This window comes from Klebsiella pasteurii (genome assembly GCF_018139045.1).
Taxonomy (GTDB): Bacteria; Pseudomonadota; Gammaproteobacteria; order Enterobacterales; family Enterobacteriaceae; genus Klebsiella; species Klebsiella grimontii.
Window position 1 is genome coordinate 171,213 of sequence record NZ_CP073236.1, and the last position, 18,576, is coordinate 189,788.

The 18,576-nt window shown below is 53.7% G+C and carries 17 protein-coding genes; 9 read left to right on the forward strand and 8 right to left on the reverse strand.

Going from position 1 to position 18,576, the window contains the following annotated elements; all coding sequences use genetic code 11:
- Positions 1-58 precede the first annotated feature (58 nt).
- From ssuB to ssuE, 3 genes are read right to left on the reverse strand one after another with little or no spacing between them, the layout of a single operon-like run.
- Positions 59-832 carry an aliphatic sulfonates ABC transporter ATP-binding protein gene (ssuB, locus tag KCG39_RS00715; RefSeq protein ID WP_004130988.1) on the reverse strand — a complete coding sequence of 258 codons (774 nt, stop codon included), beginning with the start codon at positions 830-832 and terminating at the stop codon, positions 59-61.
- The gene (gene ssuC, locus KCG39_RS00720) at positions 829-1,620 is read right to left on the reverse strand and encodes an aliphatic sulfonate ABC transporter permease SsuC (RefSeq protein WP_004130990.1); all 792 of its coding nucleotides are present in this window, start codon (positions 1,618-1,620) and stop codon (positions 829-831) included. Before ssuC ends, ssuB begins: the two co-directional genes overlap by 4 nt.
- A 57-nt stretch (positions 1,621-1,677) precedes the next feature.
- Positions 1,678-2,253 carry an NADPH-dependent FMN reductase gene (ssuE, locus tag KCG39_RS00725; RefSeq protein ID WP_004130992.1) on the reverse strand — a complete coding sequence of 192 codons (576 nt, stop codon included), beginning with the start codon at positions 2,251-2,253 and terminating at the stop codon, positions 1,678-1,680.
- 248 nt (positions 2,254-2,501) lie between these two features.
- On the opposite strand from ssuE, the gene pyrD reads away from it, so the two are divergent.
- Both pyrD and zapC read left to right on the forward strand, forming a co-directional pair.
- A complete protein-coding gene (pyrD, locus tag KCG39_RS00730) occupies positions 2,502-3,512 on the forward strand; it encodes a quinone-dependent dihydroorotate dehydrogenase (RefSeq protein WP_004130996.1) in 1,011 nt (336 codons plus the stop codon).
- Positions 3,513-3,680: 168 nt separating this feature from the next.
- Complete coding sequence (gene zapC / locus KCG39_RS00735) at positions 3,681-4,223, forward strand: cell division protein ZapC (protein WP_004130998.1); 543 nt, start codon at positions 3,681-3,683, stop codon at positions 4,221-4,223.
- Here zapC and KCG39_RS00740 read toward each other — a convergent pair.
- A complete protein-coding gene (locus KCG39_RS00740) occupies positions 4,220-5,329 on the reverse strand; it encodes a YcbX family protein (protein ID WP_142467763.1) in 1,110 nt (369 codons plus the stop codon). The two genes, zapC and KCG39_RS00740, sit on opposite strands and share 4 nt — an antisense overlap.
- 98 nt (positions 5,330-5,427) lie before the next feature.
- On the opposite strand from KCG39_RS00740, the gene rlmKL reads away from it, so the two are divergent.
- From rlmKL to rmf, 6 genes are all read left to right on the forward strand, one after another.
- A complete protein-coding gene (gene rlmKL / locus KCG39_RS00745) occupies positions 5,428-7,533 on the forward strand; it encodes a bifunctional 23S rRNA (guanine(2069)-N(7))-methyltransferase RlmK/23S rRNA (guanine(2445)-N(2))-methyltransferase RlmL (RefSeq protein ID WP_004131002.1) in 2,106 nt (701 codons plus the stop codon).
- Positions 7,534-7,545: 12 nt separating this feature from the next.
- The gene (locus KCG39_RS00750) at positions 7,546-9,453 is read left to right on the forward strand and encodes an ABC transporter ATP-binding protein (RefSeq protein ID WP_004131004.1); all 1,908 of its coding nucleotides are present in this window, start codon (positions 7,546-7,548) and stop codon (positions 9,451-9,453) included.
- Positions 9,454-9,467: 14 nt separating this feature from the next.
- Positions 9,468-10,736 carry a membrane integrity-associated transporter subunit PqiA gene (gene pqiA / locus KCG39_RS00755; protein ID WP_004131006.1) on the forward strand — a complete coding sequence of 423 codons (1,269 nt, stop codon included), beginning with the start codon at positions 9,468-9,470 and terminating at the stop codon, positions 10,734-10,736.
- A complete protein-coding gene (pqiB, locus tag KCG39_RS00760) occupies positions 10,726-12,363 on the forward strand; it encodes an intermembrane transport protein PqiB (protein WP_004131007.1) in 1,638 nt (545 codons plus the stop codon). Before pqiA ends, pqiB begins: the two co-directional genes overlap by 11 nt.
- A complete protein-coding gene (gene pqiC, locus KCG39_RS00765; RefSeq protein WP_004131009.1) occupies positions 12,363-12,926 on the forward strand; it encodes a membrane integrity-associated transporter subunit PqiC in 564 nt (187 codons plus the stop codon). Before pqiB ends, pqiC begins: the two co-directional genes overlap by 1 nt.
- A gap of 255 nt (positions 12,927-13,181) precedes the next feature.
- Positions 13,182-13,349 (forward strand): ribosome modulation factor, encoded by a 168-nt coding sequence (rmf, locus tag KCG39_RS00770; RefSeq protein WP_004871568.1) that lies wholly within the window; start codon positions 13,182-13,184, stop codon positions 13,347-13,349.
- Positions 13,350-13,415: 66 nt separating this feature from the next.
- On the opposite strand, the gene fabA is transcribed toward rmf, so the two are convergent.
- Positions 13,416-13,934 (reverse strand): bifunctional 3-hydroxydecanoyl-ACP dehydratase/trans-2-decenoyl-ACP isomerase, encoded by a 519-nt coding sequence (gene fabA, locus KCG39_RS00775; RefSeq protein ID WP_004131011.1) that lies wholly within the window; start codon positions 13,932-13,934, stop codon positions 13,416-13,418.
- A gap of 69 nt (positions 13,935-14,003) precedes the next feature.
- Positions 14,004-15,761: an AAA family ATPase gene (locus KCG39_RS00780; RefSeq protein ID WP_139529739.1), complete on the reverse strand. Its 1,758-nt coding sequence runs from the start codon at positions 15,759-15,761 to the stop codon at positions 14,004-14,006.
- A 185-nt stretch (positions 15,762-15,946) separates the two neighbouring features.
- Between KCG39_RS00780 and matP the strand changes: the two genes are divergently transcribed.
- Entirely contained in the window at positions 15,947-16,399 is a 453-nt protein-coding gene (matP, locus tag KCG39_RS00785; RefSeq protein WP_004131014.1) for a macrodomain Ter protein MatP, read from the forward strand.
- Between the two features lie 94 nt (positions 16,400-16,493).
- On the opposite strand, the gene ompA is transcribed toward matP, so the two are convergent.
- A complete protein-coding gene (ompA, locus tag KCG39_RS00790) occupies positions 16,494-17,564 on the reverse strand; it encodes a porin OmpA (RefSeq protein WP_004131016.1) in 1,071 nt (356 codons plus the stop codon).
- Between the two features lie 353 nt (positions 17,565-17,917).
- Positions 17,918-18,427: an SOS-induced cell division inhibitor SulA gene (sulA, locus tag KCG39_RS00795; RefSeq protein ID WP_049112816.1), complete on the reverse strand. Its 510-nt coding sequence runs from the start codon at positions 18,425-18,427 to the stop codon at positions 17,918-17,920.
- Between the last annotated feature and the right edge of the window lie 149 nt (positions 18,428-18,576).

Genomic DNA, 18,576 nt, shown 5'->3' on the forward strand with positions numbered 1-18,576 from the left:
TGATTTCCGGCCAGGGCGCAGCTGCGCTGTGGCCGGATGTTATAAAAACGACGACGGTTCAGCCGTGTCTCGCTAAGCGCGGCGCAGACTCGTTCTTGCCGCGCTGCATTACCCGATTCAAAACTTCCGCTTCCAGTTCGCCCAGCTTCGGCGAACCCGTGCGCCGCGGACGTGGAATGTCCACCAGCAGATCCAGCCCTATCTTCCCCTCTTCAATCAGCAAGACGCGATCGGCCATCGCCACCGCCTCGCTGACGTCGTGAGTGACCAACAGGACGGTAAATCCATGTTCCTGCCACAGCGAGACAATCAGATCCTGCATCTCCAGGCGGGTGAGCGCGTCCAGCGCGCCCAGCGGTTCATCAAGCAGCAATAATCCGGGGCGATGAATTAACGCGCGAGCCAGCGCCACGCGCTGCTTTTGCCCGCCGGAAAGCGCCGCGGGCCATTCACCGGCGCGGTCTTCAAGGCCGACGCTTGCCAGCGCCCTGAGCGCGGCCTCGCGCCACTGGCCTTTCAGCCCGAGGCCGACATTATCGATCACCGTTTTCCACGGCAGCAGGCGGGAATCCTGAAACATCATCCGGGTATCATCCTGGATTTGCGCCAGCGGCGTCGAACCCGCCAGCAGCTGTCCGGCATTGGGTTTTTCCAGCCCGGCAAGCAGACGCAGCAGGGTGCTTTTACCGCCGCCGCTGCGCCCGACCACCGCGACGAATTGCCCGGTGGGAATATGAAGCTCGAGTTCATTCAGAATCGTCTTGCTGCCGTAACGCTTGCTTACGCCGTTAAGCAGCAGTGGGATCCCCGGATTAAGACGCGCGGTGGTCATGCGTTGGCCTCCTGAAGGTGATAGGCCGGATTCCAGCGTAGCCAGACGCGTTCAAGCAGCTGGGCGCTGAAGTCGGCCAGTTTGCCGAGAATAGCGTAAAGAATAATGGCGACGACCACGACATCGGTCTGCAGAAATTCGCGGGCGTTCATCGCCAGGTAGCCGATACCGGCGTTAGCCGAGATGGTCTCGGCCACGATTAGCGTTAACCACATCAGGCCGAGCGCAAAACGGATGCCGACCATAATTGAGGGCAGGGCGCCGGGCAGGATCACATGGCGGAACAGAGCAAAACCCGATAAGCCGTAGCTACGAGCCATCTCGACCAGTCCCCGGTCAATGTTTCGAATACCGTGCCAGGTGTTGATATAAATCGGGAACATGGTTCCCAGCGCCACGAGGAAGATTTTGGCGCTCTCATCGATGCCGAACCATAAAATCACCAGCGGAATCAGCGCGAGGTGCGGCACGTTGCGCAGCATCTGAATGGAGGTATCCAGCAGGCGTTCGCCCCAGCGCGACAGGCCGCTAATCAGCCCGAGAACCAGGCCAATAGAACCGCCGATGCTGAAACCAATAAGCGCCCGCCATGAGCTGATAGCCAGATGCTGCCAAAGCTCGCCGCTGGCGGAGAGCGTCCAGAAGGCTTTTAGCACTCCTTCCGGCGACGGTAAAATACGAGTCGATAGCCAACCGACGGAGGAGGCGAATTGCCAGACGATCACGCTGCCGACCGGCAAAAGCCAAGGGGCTACGCGGATCAGGAATTTTTGCGAAAGCGTCGCCATAGAGTGTTCCTTTATTCTTGACCGTTTTGCCTGGATACGGGCATCAACGCGGGATTTTTAAACATGCGCAACCTGCTGTAAATTTTTCAGCGCCGGCGCGCGGCTGCTGGGACGATGCAGCGCTTGCCAGAAGGTTTCCAGCGCCTGGTCGAGGCGACCCTGCAGATTCGGGGTAAATTGCGGTTTATGCTGATAATCCGTGACCTGACTATCATCAGCAAAAACGCCGTGCAGGATCTCCTGAGCTTTCAGCGCGTTGAGTACCGGTTTTAAGGCGTAATCCACCGCCAGCATATGGGCGATGGTTCCGCCAGTAGCCAGCGGCAGAACGATTTTTCCCTCCAGCGCGCGCTCCGGCAGCAGGTCCAGAAGCGTCTTTAACGCACCAGAAAAAGAGGCTTTATAGACGGGGGTCGCGATGATCAGCCCATCGGCGCCGGCAAGCTGTTCATTCAGCGCATGGAGGGCGGGGTTATCAAAGCGAGCGTAGAGCAGGTCTTCCGGGGCAAAATTCTGCAGGTGCCAGTGGCAGACTTCAATATCCGCCGCGGAGAGCGTCTCTCTGGCATATTCCAGAAGCGCGCTGGAGCGGGAAGGGTAACGCGGGCTGCCCGCAAGTGTGATGACTCGCATACTCACTCCTTATAACTAAATATTCGCATTTATCTATAATTGATAACATTTAGCTGCAGTGTGACAGAGCGCTTTTATTTCCCTAAATGATTTATCCGGCGTTGGATTGTCAGAAAGTGCATAACGAGTGGGAGAAAGGTAAACGTTTGCGTCGGAGATGAGATTTTTTGTCGTAGGTCAATTCCCTTTCAGGGGTGGATCGCACATAATACGCCCCCGGTTTGCACACCGGGAATCCAGGAGAGTTCATGTACTACCCCTTCGTTCGTAAAGCCCTTTTTCAGCTCGATCCTGAGCGCGCTCATGAAGTCACTTTTCAACAATTACGCCGTGTTTCGGGTACCCCGCTGGAAATGTTGGTTCGCCAGAAGGTGCCGACAAAACCGGTGACCTGTATGGGGCTCACATTTAAGAATCCGCTGGGCCTGGCCGCCGGGCTGGATAAAAATGGCGAGTGCATTGATGCGCTCGGCGCGATGGGTTTTGGTTCCATTGAAATTGGCACCGTGACCCCACGCCCGCAGCCGGGCAACGATAAGCCAAGGATCTTCCGCCTGGTCGATGCTGAAGGGTTGATCAACCGCATGGGCTTTAATAACCACGGTGTTGATAACCTCGTTGAGAACGTAAAAAAGGCGCATTTTGACGGCATTCTGGGGATTAATATCGGCAAGAATAAAGATACCCCGGTAGAACAAGGTAAAGATGATTATCTGATTTGTATGGAAAAAATCTATGCTTATGCCGGCTATATCGCCATTAATATCTCTTCGCCGAATACCCCAGGCTTGCGTACTTTACAATACGGAGACGCGTTGGATGATTTGCTCTCTGGTATTAAAAATAAGCAACGTGAGCTACAAGAGAAGCACCAGAAATATGTTCCTGTGGCCGTAAAGATCGCACCGGATCTTTCCGTCGAAGAATTGATCCAGGTGGCGGACAGTTTAGTCCGGCATAATATAGATGGCGTGATTGCCACCAATACGACTTTGGATCGATCGCTGGTACAGGGGATGAAACATTGTGATGAAACCGGTGGGCTTAGCGGACGTCCTTTGCAGCTAAAGAGTACGGAAATTATCCGTATGCTGTCTGCGGAATTAAATGGCCGTCTGCCCATTATCGGAGTCGGCGGTATTGACTCGGTGATTGCCGCCCGGGAAAAGATAGCCGCCGGAGCGACGCTGGTGCAGATTTATTCCGGATTTATTTTTAAAGGTCCGCCGCTGATTAAAGAAATTGTTACCCATATCTAATCTTTTCCCCTTCTGATACTTCACCAGGGCTTTATTTATAGCCCTGGTTGTTTTATATTCCTTCATTGTTGCTTATTTAAACATTTTAGTCTTTTCTTAATTTTGGAAATATTCTGTAGCAGTTTACCTGTTAATTACAGATGGAAGTGGAAGAGGACGGGGGTAGAAATGCGGATCAAACCTGACGATAACTGGCGCTGGTATTATGATGAAGAGCATGACCGCATGATGCTCGATCTGGCTAATGGTATGTTATTCAGGTCGCGTTTTGCCCGCCGAATGTTGACGCCCGACGCCTTCGCGCCTTCCGGATTTTGCGTTGATGATGCCGCGCTCTATTTTTCCTTTGAAGAAAAATGCCGCGACCTCGAATTAACAAAAGAACAGCGTGCAGAATTAGTGCTTAATGCGCTGGTCGCCATTCGTTTTCTCAAACCGCAAATGCCGAAAAGCTGGCACTTCAATACTCATGAAGAGAGCTGGCAGCCCGGCGTTGGCGATGCCGCCAGCGCATGGCTCAGCGATACCGGCCAGCAGGTCAATCTGTTGGTGGTTGAGCCCGGCGAAAACGCCGCGCTATGCCTGTTAGCTCAGCCCGGTCTGACGCTTGCCGGCCGCGTGATGCAACTGGGCGATGTGATTAAAATTATGAATGACAGACTGCAGCCAGCGCCAGGTGTCGCCAGCTACAGCCTGGGCCAGGCGGTTTAAGGCGTCAGCCTCACCGCGGTTTTCGGTACGCAGCTACAGCACAGAATAGTGCCATCGGCGGCTACCGCGTTTTTCTTCAGCGCGCTGACTTCCCCTTCTTCCAGCCGGATGCGGCAACTGCCGCAGATTCCTGCCCGACATGAGTAAGGAATGCGAATTCCCTGTTGTTCCAGCTGCTCCAGCAGGATTTGCTGATTATTACCGGTAAAGCTCACTCCCTGCCAGACTATTTCTACCGTCGCGTTCTGCTGCGCTTCAGGTGCCGGCGTATTATCACTCTCGCCTGCGCCGTAGGCCTTCGCCGGGCCGCGGGCCAGCACTTCTAACTCATCGCCCACGCGGATTACGCCGCTATTTCGCGCGATCAGGTTCAGGCCGAAATCGACATCGCCGTTATCCAGCGCCGTGCGGAAACTCTGCAGCGTGCTTAAGGGCTCGCCGGCAGGATGCTTTTGCCCGCGCTCCGGGCTGACGGTCGTCAATATGCAGCGGCTGCACGGTTTAGCGACATCAAAAATGACCTCGCCAATGCGCACCACTTTCCACGTATCCTCCTCCCAGGCGGCCGCGCCGGTCACCAGAAGATTCGGGCGAAATTGTTCTATGCTTACGCTGGCCGGGCAACGTTTTTGCAAATCGCGTAGTGAAGCCTCATTGGCCAGCAGGTAGGGAAAACCGTCGGCGAAGGAGAGGGGCACGGCATCGTGACGTTGCACCCTGCGGCTGAGCTGCGGACTCAGCCAGCGGAGCTGAACGCTGCGGTTAAAGAATCCGCTTAGCCACTGGTTGACCGCGGATGGGGCAATCAGGGCGGTAAAGTGGTTACCCCAGACTTCGGTAGGCTCCTGCTGCGTCGAGAAATCGCTGAAGCGGACCACCGCGCTGCTGCCGTCCGGCGCGGTCAGATGCAGACCATCATGGAGCGGCGCCGGAATAAACTTAACCATTTGCGGAAACTGACGGGCGGTGATGAAGGTGCCATCGGTTTCCGTCACCATAAAGATACGATCGAAGGCTAGCCCGCTGATATCTGCATAAGCGTGGCTGAGCCCAATTCCCCGCATTGATTTGACGGGATGAACGAAAAGACGCGAAAGGGTGACCATACGCTGCCCCTGGCTTTAAAAATAAGCCTTTAACTTTATGACATAGGGCGCATATTGGCTATAATGCGCACCAATTTTCTTTTAGTAAAAGTGACGATATGAATTCTCTGTTTGCCAGTACGGCTCGTGGGCTGGAAGAGCTGTTAAAAACTGAACTGGAAGGGCTGGGCGCGGTGGACTGCCAGTTGGTCCAGGGCGGGGTCCATTTTCAGGGAGATACGCGGTTGCTGTATCAAAGCCTGATGTGGAGCCGGCTGGCTTCGCGGATTATGCTGCCGCTGGGGCAGTGCAGCGTCTACAGCGACCTGGATCTGTATCTTGGCGTACAGGCTATTCCATGGACGGAGATTTTCACCCAGGATGCCACTTTTGCCGTGCACTTTAGCGGGCTGAACGAAGAGATTCGTAACAGTCAGTACGGGGCGTTGAAGGTTAAAGACGCCATCGTAGACAGCTTTACGCGTAAGAATCTGCCGCGTCCCAACGTCGATCGTGAAAACCCCGATCTACGAATTAACGTCTGGCTGAATAAAGAGACCGCGCATATTTCCCTGGATCTCAGCGGCGAGGGCTTGCACCTGCGCGGCTACCGCGATGGGACCGGCATGGCGCCAATCAAAGAAAACCTGGCCGCGGCGATAGTGATGCGTTCCGGCTGGGCTACGGGTACGCCGCTGCTCGATCCGATGTGCGGATCCGGTACGCTGCTGATTGAAGCGGCGATGCTGGCCACCGATCGTGCGCCGGGTTTACACCGTGGTCACTGGGGTTTCGGCGGCTGGGCGCAGCATGACGATGCTATCTGGAAAGAAGTGAAAGCCGAAGCGCAAACCCGCGCCCGTCAGGGACTTGCGGCGTATGAATCGCGCTTTTACGGTTCCGACGTTGACGCCCGCGTTATCGAACGCGCGCAGCGTAACGCCCGCCGAGCCGGTATTGGCGAACTGATTACCTTCGAAGTGAAAGATGTTGCCCAGCTTAGCAACCCACTGCCGAAGGGCCCTTATGGCACGGTGATTAGCAACCCGCCGTACGGCGAGCGTCTGGAGAGTGAACCGGCGCTGATTGCCCTGCATAGCCTGCTGGGGCGGATCATGAAAAACCAGTTTGGCGGCTGGAACCTGTCGCTGTTTAGCGCCTCGCCGGATCTGCTAAGCTGCCTGCAGCTTCGTGCTGATAAACAGTTTAAAGCGAAAAACGGCCCGCTCGACTGCGTACAGAAGAACTACCATCTTGCGGAAAACGAAGGCGGCAAAACCGCTATGCTGGCGGAAGATTTCGCCAACCGTCTGCGCAAGAACCTGAAAAAATACGAGAAGTGGGCGCGTCAGGAAGGTATTGAATGCTATCGCCTGTATGATGCCGACCTCCCGGAGTATAACGTCGCTATCGACCGCTACGCCGATTGGGTGGTGGTGCAGGAGTATGCGCCGCCGAAAACCGTTGATGCGCATAAAGCCCGCCAGCGCCTGTTTGATATTATTGCCGCCACCATTGCCGTACTGGGGATTGCGCCGAACAAGCTGGTACTGAAAACTCGCGAACGGCAGAAAGGTAAAAACCAGTATCAAAAAATGGGCGAAAAGGGTGAGTTCATTGAGATACAGGAGTATAACGCGCGTCTGTGGGTCAACCTGACCGACTACCTGGATACCGGGCTATTCCTCGACCATCGTATCGCTCGCCGCATGCTGGGCCAGATGAGTAAAGGCAAAGACTTCCTCAACCTTTTCTCCTACACCGGCAGCGCCAGCGTCCATGCCGGCCTTGGCGGCGCGCGTTCCACGACGACGGTCGATATGTCACGTACCTATCTTGAATGGGCTGAACGTAACCTGCGCCTCAATGGCTTAACCGGCCGCGCGCATCGCCTGATGCAGGCCGATGTGCTGGGCTGGCTGCGGGAGACGACCGAGCAGTTCGACCTGATCTTTATCGATCCGCCAACCTTCTCCAACTCCAAGCGTATGGATGATGCGTTTGACGTTCAGCGCGACCATTTGCGCCTGATGACCGATTTAAAACGTCTGCTGCGTAAAGGCGGCACGATTATGTTCTCGAACAACAAACGCGGTTTCCGTATGGATCATGACGGGCTGGAGCAACTGGGCCTGAAGGCGCAGGAGATCACGCAAAAAACGCTGTCTCAGGATTTTGCCCGCAACCGTCAGATTCACAACTGCTGGCTGATTACCGCAGCCTGAAAGGAATAAAGAATGTCTTTAATTAGTATGCACGGCGCCTGGCTCTCTTTCAGCGATGCGCCGCTGCTGGATAATGCTGAACTGCATATCGAAGATAACGAACGCGTCTGCCTGGTAGGGCGCAACGGTGCGGGTAAATCGACCCTGATGAAGATCCTCAATCGTGAACAGGGTCTTGATGACGGGCGCATTATCTATGAACTGGATCTGGTTGTGGCACGTTTACAGCAGGATCCGCCGCGTAATGTAACCGGCACCGTTTACGACTTTGTGGCCGAAGGGATTGCGGAACAAGCGGCTTATCTCAAGGGCTATCACGATGTTTCGCAGCTGGTGATGACCGATCCGAGTGATAAGAATCTGAACGAACTGGCGCGTCTTCAGGAGCAACTGGATAACTTAGGCCTGTGGCAGCTCGATAGCCGCATTAATGAAGTGCTGGAACAGCTCAGTCTCGATCCTAACGCCGAGCTCTCCTCGCTTTCCGGCGGCTGGCTGCGTAAAGCGGCCCTTGGCCGCGCGCTGGTCAGCGGGCCGCGCGTGCTGCTGCTCGACGAACCGACCAACCACCTCGATATTGAAACTATCGACTGGCTGGAAGGTTTCCTGAAGATGTTCAAAGGCACTATTATTTTTATTTCGCACGACCGTTCCTTTATCCGCAATATGGCGACGCGCATTGTCGATCTCGATCGCGGCAAGCTGGTCACCTATCCGGGTAACTACGATCAGTATCTGCTGGATAAAGAAGAAGCGCTGCGCGTGGAGGAATTACAGAACGCGGAGTTCGATCGCAAGCTGGCGCAGGAAGAAGTGTGGATCCGCCAGGGGATCAAAGCGCGTCGTACCCGTAACGAAGGGCGCGTACGGGCGTTAAAAGCCATGCGTCGCGAGCGCGGTGAGCGCCGTGAAGTGATGGGCAGTGCGAAGATGCAGGTCGAAGAGGCCGCGCGTTCGGGCAAGATCGTGTTCGAAATGGAGAACGTCAACTACCAGGTTGATGGCAAGGTGCTGGTGAAAGATTTCACCGCCCAAATCCAGCGAGGTGACAAAATTGCGCTGATTGGCCCGAACGGCTGCGGCAAAACCACGCTGCTAAAGCTGATGCTCGGTCAACTGCAGGCGGATAGCGGACGTATTCACGTGGGTACCAAGCTGGAGGTGGCTTACTTCGACCAGCACCGCGCGGAACTTGATCCGGATAAAACGGTGATGGATAACCTTGCGGAAGGTAAACAGGAAGTGATGGTGAACGGCAAGCCGCGCCACGTCCTGGGCTATCTGCAGGACTTTATGTTCCATCCGAAACGCGCGATGACGCCGGTGCGCGCGCTGTCGGGCGGTGAGCGTAACCGTCTGTTGCTGGCGCGTCTGTTTCTCAAGCCCAGTAACCTGTTGATTCTCGATGAACCGACAAACGATCTGGATGTCGAAACCCTGGAACTGCTGGAAGAGCTGGTTGACGGCTATCAGGGAACGGTGATGCTGGTTAGCCACGACCGTCAATTTGTTGATAACACGGTAACGGAGTGTTGGATCTTCGAAGGCGCGGGACAAATTGGTCAATACGTTGGCGGCTATCATGACGCACGCGGTCAGCAGGCCCAGTATCTGGCGAAAAAGCAGTCGGTTTCTAAAAAGACTGTTGAAGTTGCTCAACCGAAAGCAGAAAGTGTCAAACGCGCTGCCAGCAAACTAAGCTATAACCTGCAGCGCGAGCTGGAACAGCTGCCGCAGAAACTGGAAGAGCTGGAAGCCCAGCTGCAGAATTTGCAGGAGCAGGTTGCCGACCCTTCTTTCTTTGGGCAATCGCATGACCATACGCAGCAGGTGCTTGCGCAGCTGAGTGAAGCGGAGCAGGCGCTAGAAACCGCCTTCGAACGCTGGGAATATCTCGAAGGATTAAAAAACGGCGCGTAAGCTGAGGAGTTTTCATGTGCGATCATCATCATGCTGCGCGGCATATCCTGTGTCGACAATGTGATCTGCTGGTGGCTTTGCCGCAGCTGGAGCATCGCCAGAAAGCTACGTGTCCGCGTTGCGGAACGACATTAACAACGTCATGGGACGCTCCCCGGCAGCGTCCCACAGCCTACGCGCTGGTCGCGTTGTTCATGCTGCTGCTGGCCAATCTGTTTCCCTTCATCTATATGAAGGTTGGGGGGATCAGCAGCGAAATTGAGCTACTGGAAATTCCAAATGTGCTGTTTACCGAGGATTACGCCAGCCTCGGGACTTTCTTTTTACTGTTCGTACAGCTGGTGCCGGCATTCTGCCTGGTCACTATACTGCTACTGGTCAACCGGGTGAGCATGCCTTCCGGGTTAAAAGCCTTTCTGGCGCGGATCCTGTTTCACCTTAAAACCTGGGGGATGGCGGAGATCTTCCTCGCCGGAGTACTGGTTAGCTTCGTTAAGCTGATGGCATACGGCGATATCGGCATCGGCCTGAGTTTTATTCCCTGGTGTATGTTCTGCCTGTTACAGCTGCGAACGTTCCAGTGCGTGGATCGCCGCTGGTTATGGGATGATATTGCGCCAATGCCGCCGATTAAACAGCCGTTGAAAGTCGGCGTTTCCGGTTTGCGCCAGGGTCTACGCTCGTGTTCATGCTGCACGGCGGTTTTGCCCGTGGATGAGGCTGTTTGTCCACGCTGCCGTACCAAGGGAACCGCCCGGCGTAAAAACAGCCTGCAGTGGACGCTGGCGCTGCTGGTGACTTCATTGATCCTCTATATGCCCGCCAATATTTTGCCGATCATGATTACCGACCTGCTGGGCGATAAAATGCCCTCCACTATTATGGCGGGGGTGATCCTGCTATGGAGTGAAGGATCGTATCCGGTTGCTATGGTGATATTTATCGCCAGTATTATGGTGCCGACGTTAAAGATGATCGCCATTGGCTGGCTATGCTGGAACGCAAGCGGCAAGGGAGATCGCGACTCGGAGCGCATGCATCTGATCTATGAAGTCGTCGAGTTTGTTGGCCGCTGGTCAATGATTGATGTGTTTGTTATCGCAGTCCTCTCCGCTCTGGTACGCATCGGTGGATTAATGAATATCTATCCGGCGATAGGAGCTGTGATGTTTGCGCTGGTCGTAGTAATGACAATGTTTTCGGCCATGACGTTTGACCCTCGTTTATTGTGGGATCGTGAGCCAGATTCAAGCCATGAGGAAAGACTGCAGCATGGAAAATAAGAGCGGAGAAGCGAAGGTGCAAAAGGTGAAAAACTGGTCACCGGTGTGGATCTTCCCGATAGTTACGGCGCTCATTGGTGCCTGGATTCTTTTTTATCACTATAGTCACCAGGGGCCGGAAGTGACCCTGATTACGACTAACGCTGAGGGAATTGAAGGGGGGAAAACCCGGATCAAAAGCCGCAGCGTTGATGTCGGCGTGATTGAAAGCGCAACGCTGACGGATGACCTGACCCACGTGGAAGTTAAAGCCCGGCTGAATTCAGGCATGGAAAAACTGCTGCATCAGGATTCGGTTTTTTGGGTGGTTAAACCGCAGGTCGGTCGTGAAGGGATTAGCGGTCTGGGGACGCTGTTATCCGGCGCCTATATCGAACTGCAGCCCGGTACCAAAGGTTCTGTCCCGTCGCAGTATCCGCTGCTGGATTCACCACCGTTGGCATCCCCTGATGCTAAAGGTATTCGCATCCTGCTGGAAAGCAGCAAAGCGGGTCAGCTTTCACCCGGCGATCCGGTGCTTTTCCGCGGCTATCGCGTAGGTTCAGTTGAAACCAGCACTTTCGATGCGCAAAAACGGAACATTACTTATCAACTGTTTATCAGTGCGCCTAACGATCGGCTGGTAACCAATAACGTGCGCTTCTGGAAGGATAGCGGTATTGCGGTGGATCTGACCGCTGCCGGTATGCGCGTTGAAATGGGATCGCTGTCGACCCTGTTTGGCGGCGGCGTCAGCTTTGATATTCCCGAAGGGTTGCCGTTAGGTGAGCCGGTGGCGAATAAAACCGAATATCATCTGTTTGACGACCAGCGCAGCATTCAGGATTCAGTGTTTACTCAGCATATTGACTACGTGATGTTCTTTAAAGATTCGATTCGCGGTCTGCAACCCGGCGCGCCGGTTGAGTTCCGCGGTATCCGCCTTGGGACCGTGGGTAAAGTACCGTTCTTTATCCCCGGTCTGAAGCAGAGCTTAAACGATGACTATCGTATTCCGGTCGAAGTGCGGATTGAGCCTGAACGCTTGATCAATCAGTTAGGCACCGATCCTGACATTCGTAAGCATATCGATGATCTGATGAACCGTGGACTGCGTGGTTCACTTAAAACCGGTAACCTGGTCACCGGGGCGCTGTATATCGATCTCGACTTCTACCCGAAAGCGCCAGCGCGCGGCAAGTTCCAGGAGTTTGGCGGATATCCGATTATTCCAACCGTGAGCGGTGGCCTGGCGCAGATCCAGCAGCGGCTGATGGATGCGCTGGATAAGATTAATAATCTGCCAATTAACCCGCTGCTGGAGCAGGCAACCAGTACGCTGGCGCAAAGTGAAAAAACGATGCAGCACGTACAGGCGACGCTGGATAGTCTGAACAAGATAACGTCAAGTCAGTCGATGCAGCAGCTACCGGGCGATATGCAGAATACGTTGCGTGAACTTAATCGTAGTATGCAAGGCTTCCAGCCGGGATCTGCGGCATACAATAAGATGGTTGCGGACATGCAGCGTCTCGACCAGGTTCTTCGCGAACTGCAGCCGGTACTGAAAACGCTCAATGATAAGAGCAATGCGCTGGTATTTGAGGCGAAGGATAAAAAAGATCCACAGCCGAAGGGAGCGAAATAATGAAGAAATGGCTAATAGCGGCGGCGGTATGCGCGCTGACGGCATGCAGCAGCGGCGGCGAGAGTAAAACTTACTATCAGCTTCCGGTGGCGCAGGGAGGCGCGCAAAGCGCCGCCCATCAAAGCAAAAATTTGCTGTGGGTTGAGCAGGTTAGCATTCCAGATTATCTGGCCGGTAACGGGGTGGTTTATCAGACCACCGATGTTCAGTATGTGATTGCCAACAACAATCTATGGGCTAGCCCGCTCGATCAACAGCTGAGAACAACGCTGGTGGCGAACCTTAGCAACCAGCTACCGGGATGGGTTGTCGCTTCTCAACCGCTGGGTAGCGAGCAAGATACGCTGAACGTATCCGTTAGTGGTTTTCACGGTCGTTACGATGGCCGGGTAATCGTCAGCGGCGAGTGGCTGCTGAAGCATCAAGGGCAGCTGATCAAGCGGCCGTTCCATATTGAGCTTAAGCAGCAAGAGGATGGCTACGACGCGATGGTGAAAACGTTAGCTCAGGCCTGGACTCAGGAAGCAACCGCGATTGCCAGCGAGCTTAATCGTCTGCCATAAGTAAAATTCATAAGAGTAAAAGGCCGCTGCGAGAATGAAAATCGCAGTGGCTTTTTGTTTGTCTCATCAGATTGTTACTTGTGCTGGTTCACAGTTTTTGTACAAACGAACTTTCATGTAGCTCACAAATATGACAATGGCGTGAATTTTGCGCATTGACGCTATCTCTGATTCGCGGTATTCGTTAACCGTGGTTGCGCATTAAGTGACCATTGTTTTCTTTTCCACCAGATCAAAGAATGAGGGAAACGAGGCATGAAGAGACAAAAACGAGATCGCCTGGAACGGGCACATCAGCGTGGGTACCAGGCCGGTATTACCGGAAGGTCGAAGGAAATGTGTCCTTACCAGACCTTAAACCAAAGGTCTTATTGGCTAGGAGGCTGGCGAGAAGCCATGGAGGACAGGGTACAAACTGCCTGACTGTCTCTTTAAAAAAGAAGCCTCCGCTGCGCGGGGGCTTCGCCTTTTCTAACGGGTCACTGCTTATCAGAATGCGGAAGTGTCCTGGAACAGGCCCACTTTCAGGTCGGTTGCGGTGTAAATCAGACGACCGTCAACCAGCACTTCGCCATCCGCCAGGCCCATAATCAAACGACGGTTTATCACGCGTTTGAAATGAATACGGTAGGTCACTTTCTTCGCCGTTGGCAGTATCTGGCCAGTGAGCTTAACTTCACCCACGCCTAATGCACGGCCTTTACCTTCACCGCCTAACCAGCCCAGGTAGAAACCAACCAGCTGCCACATGGCATCCAGACCCAGGCAGCCCGGCATTACCGGGTCACCAATGAAATGGCAACCGAAGAACCACAGGTCCGGGTTAATATCGAGTTCTGCCTCAACATAACCTTTGTCATAGTTACCACCGGTTTCGCTCATTTTGATGACGCGGTCCATCATCAGCATACTTGGTGCCGGCAGCTGGGGGCCTTTTGCACCAAATAGTTCACCACGACCAGAGGCAAGAAGGTCTTCTTTTGTATAGGATTCGCGTTTATCTACCATGTTTTCAGTAAGCCTTATTTTGAGTTCGGGACGCAGGATAGCTAACACGTGTACGCTGAACAAGTCCGATCAGTTCGAACCTGAACCGCCTAACCAGCGTAGCGGCCACGGAAAGCGATGACGACTCTCTTGCTGTGTCGCCTGCGCAATTCGTTCCTGAATGGTTTGCCGTAAAGTTTGTCCTTCGCCGTCCCAGAGCAACTGGGTCAGAATGGGCAGCGCTTCCGACACGTCATCGACTGCCCATATAAAGAACTGCTCATCCGCAACGGCCTGCTGCAGTTCTTGTGCCAGGCTCAGATGACGAACGTTGGCGGAGGGGATGACGACGCCCTGTTTGCCGGTCAGCCCACGCTGTTGGCAAATAGCGAAGAAGCCCTCAATTTTCTCGTTGAGCCCGCCAACCGGCTGTACGCGACCAAACTGATCGACAGAGCCGGTAACGGCGATGCTCTGATTAATCGGTACATTGGCCAGCGAACTGATTAGCGCGCACAGTTCGGCCATGGAGGCGCTATCGCCATCCACTTCGCTGTAGGACTGCTCGAAGGTCAGGGAGGCGGTGAAGGGAAGCTGTTGTTCGAGCTCCAGCTCGGACATCAGAAACGCCTGCATGATCATCATGCCTTTTGCGTGAATGTTGCCGCCCAGCTCGGCCTTGCGTTCAACGTCGATGAATTCGCCGTCGCCAATATGCACGACGCAGCTGATACGCGAAGGCTCGCCAAACGCGCGAGGGTGACCCGGAAACTCAATGACAGAGAGTGCGTTGATTTGTCCTACGCATTCGCCTTCGGTTTCGATCAGGATCTGCTCCTGCAGGATTTCATCCTGGATGCGCTCAGCAAGATAGCCCTCGCGCCACAGACGACGCTCCAGCATGGTTTGTATCTCTTCGGCGCGAATCTCTTCACCTTCACAGAACGCGGCGGCTTCTCTAAGCTGGCGGGCAATCCAGAGAACGCACAGCGGCAAAGTTTCCTGATCGCCGGTATAACGCGCGCCTTCCTGAATCAGCAGCGGCCAGGCGTTAGCGGACAGTCCCGGAAGTTCAAGCTGTTGAGCATTTTGCCAGACCCACTGGCACCATTGCTTCAGCGTATCTGCATCAGCAATTTGCAGGTTATCTTCATATTCGCTGTAGATAGCCTGCGCAGAAAGCTCGGGTTCCATCTCCTGGAAATCAGCCAGGGATTCCCGCTCGCCCACGAGGATCACTTTCAGGCTCAGGGGCATAGAAGGGATGCTCACCGGAAGAGGGCGAGACTCATCGAATGACAGCCAGTCAAAACGCTGGCGGGCCACCATGTTTTTTAGCCGCATCCACAGTAGGGGCTGAGCCAGTAAGGCGCGCAGGGAGAGAATCAATACGCCGCCGTTGGCGCGATGGACCAGACCGGGTTGTAGGGTGATTTCACCATTAAACTGGCGCACGCAGCCAAACAGCTGTTCTGCTTCGATCCAGTCAGCGGCTTCTACCGGGGCAACGCTGGCGAAATTATCTTCAGCAGTCTGCGCCGGCGTAAGAGAGATTTTTCCGCCATCAACCTGATAGTGAACGCCACAGAGTGTTGCTGCCGGTTGATGTAAAGTTCGGGTTTCGTTAGCTAACCATTGCAGGTACTCCGGTTCTTCCGGAATTTTAACCAGCATAAATGGCGAAATGGCTGGAGTGACCAGTAGCTGCTCCAGGGCATAAAAGAGACGGGGTTGCAGTTCGCCTGAGAGGGATTCCTCTGCGTGCGCCAGGTCGGCTTGTGCAAACAGCGCCTGATAACTTTCCGTATCAGGAGCAAGGTCGTTTCGGGTAAGTTTCGTAATGGTCAAAGTCGCTGTTTTTTAGTCAGATGTAAAACGCGCGATTATACATTATGCGGCGTCTGAGCACACGGGGGATTGCGATTGTCGTGGTGATAACGAATCTACCAACATCACTAAAGATGATTTATTCTCAGCACATCAGGAAAAAACTGATATCCTGAAATGAGTTACACGGTCACATTGAGATCGCAATGAAATATCAACAACTGGAAAATCTTGAAAGCGGCTGGAAATGGACTTATCTGGTAAAAAAGCATCGGGAAGGTGAGCTTATTACCCGCTACATTGAAGCCAGCGCTGCGCAAGCCGCGGTCGATGTATTACTGACGCTCGAAAATGAACCCGTGCTGGTGAATACCTGGATTGAGCAGCATATGAATCCAGAGCTAGTGAACCGCATGAAGCAGACTATCCGCGCTCGACGTAAGCGTCACTTCAACGCGGAGCATCAGCATACGCGTAAAAAGTCTATCGACCTTGAATTCGTGGTCTGGCAGCGCCTTGCAGGTCTGGCGCAAAGACGGGGTAAAACGCTGTCGGAAACTATCGTGCAGTTAATTGAGGATGCTGAGCATAAAGAGAAGTATGCCAGCAAGATGTCCAGCCTGAAGCATGATTTGCAGGTGCTGCTAGGTAAAGAGTAGCGATGCTGGCGCCGGGATTCTGCTGTTTTTTTTGAATGCGGAATTTAAGCCAAAAAAAACCCCGCATTGCGGGGTTTTTTATTGACGATATAACTTAAGCCTGCGGCTGAGTTACGACGTCTTTGTAGCCTTTAACTTCGATCTCTACGCGACGATCCGGACCCAGGCAGTCAATCAGAGCTGCACGAGCTTTCACGTTGTCACAGGTGTTGCCAGTAACCGGGTTGGATTCACCCATACCGCGAGCGGAGATTTTGCTAGCCGGGATACCTTTGGATACCAGGTAATCAACAACGGACTGAGCACGTTTCTCAGACAGCTGCTGGTTGTAGGCATCGGAACCGATACGGTCGGTGTAGCCCAGAACAACTGCGGAACCGTCTTTCGGGTCCATGTTGCTCAGCTGGGTATACAGCTGATCCAGAGCCTGCTGGCCTTCTGGTTTCAGAGTAGATTTGTTGAAGTTGAACAGAACGTCAGACTTCAGGGTGAAGTGCTTGGTAGTCACTTCTGGAGCCGGAGCCGGAGCCGGAGCTACAACCGGAGCAACATCGTCCTGACCGAAACGGTAGGAAACGCCCAGGCTCAGCATGCCGTTATCAGGACGGGTACCAACGGTGCCAGCGTCGCCGATGTTGTTAACCCACTGGTATTCCAGACGGGTTGCGATGTCACGAGTAACAGCCCACTCTAAGCCGCCCGCGAATACCGGAGATACGCCAGTGTCGTGTTCGCTACGGGAAACGCCGGTAGAAGCGTAGTTACCTTTGGAGTCTGCGCGCCAAACCATACCACCCAGACGGGTATAGATATCCAGATCGTCAGTGATCGGGTAACCCAGTTTAGCAGTCAGCTGAACGCCCTGAGCTTTGAAAGCGCCATTGTCAACGCTGCCTTTATAAGCCATACGGCCCAGCCAGTCGTAGCCCATTTCAAAACCGAGGTACGGGTTAACCTGGTAACCACCAAACGCACCAGCACCCAGCTGATCGTTACGGGTCGGGCCGTTGTTGCCCTGGAAACCGTTACCGTAGAAACCGGTGTCGTGATACTGGGACCAGCCCAGTTTAGCACCTGCGTACCAGGTGTTATCTTTCGGAGCGGCCTGCGCTACGGTAGCGAAGCCAGCCAGTGCCACTGCAATCGCGATAGCTGTCTTTTTCATTTTTTGCGCCTCATTATCATCCAAAATTCGCCATGAAGGTTCAGAAGACCTCACGGTTAAATCCTTCACCCGGGGCGTGACTTGTTGTTAACTATGCTGATACATGCAGCGTAAGCCGATCACCCCTGGCGATGTAAAGTCTACAACTTAGTTCGAAACTTACAAGTGTGAACTCCGTCAGGCATATGAAAAAAAAGGGTTGTGTACGCTATGTTTAACAAATACGGTTGAACTTATTCGGGGCAAAAAAAGTCGCGAAGCCGCATCAGACAAGCATTTTAACAAAAATGCCCATCAAGAAAGCCCATCTCGCGTCAGGGCAAAAAAAATTCCAGGATTAATCCTAAACTCGGTTAATGATACAGGTTTGAGTGAATTTTTAGCCCAGAAAGTTGTCTGCCTGGCTGATCGTTATTTCTTACCGGGCGCATGATAAAGCCCATTGCGTGACCCTCTTCTGCAGCGGCAACCAGTCGCTCATGTTCCTCAATGCTCAGTTCTTCTGATAGCCAGCCAATAACGACGCTATAATTTCCGGTGCGCAGTGAGCGAACCATTGACTCCAGGGTATTAGCGGGGGAGAGCTGGCTGATCTGCATAACCTTGGACAGCGGTAAACCGGATGACTGCACCCATTCACGGCTTAGCTTCTGCCGTGGAGTCAGCCAGAGCTGCCAGCGTGACTGCTGACCAAGCTGCTGTAATAAAGGAAGCAATAGTAGCTGCGTCATCATAGGCTGATCTTCTCGATAGACTATTTCACTGATCAGCCCGTTAGCTGGCTGTTCGGCAGCGTCATGAGAGCGACGACGTACTGAAGTAGAAGTCAGTGGTGAACGATTTGCGTGAGCTGATGTAAACATAGTCTATCCCGCCTGTGGCTTACTGTATGCATATACAGTATATGCGGCAGGGTGAAAGATCAACACTATTTTCTCTGTTTCTGGATGAAATTTGTACATCTCTGGGAATAAGCAAGTGCCGATAGCGTCGTATGTCAGCGCGTACATAA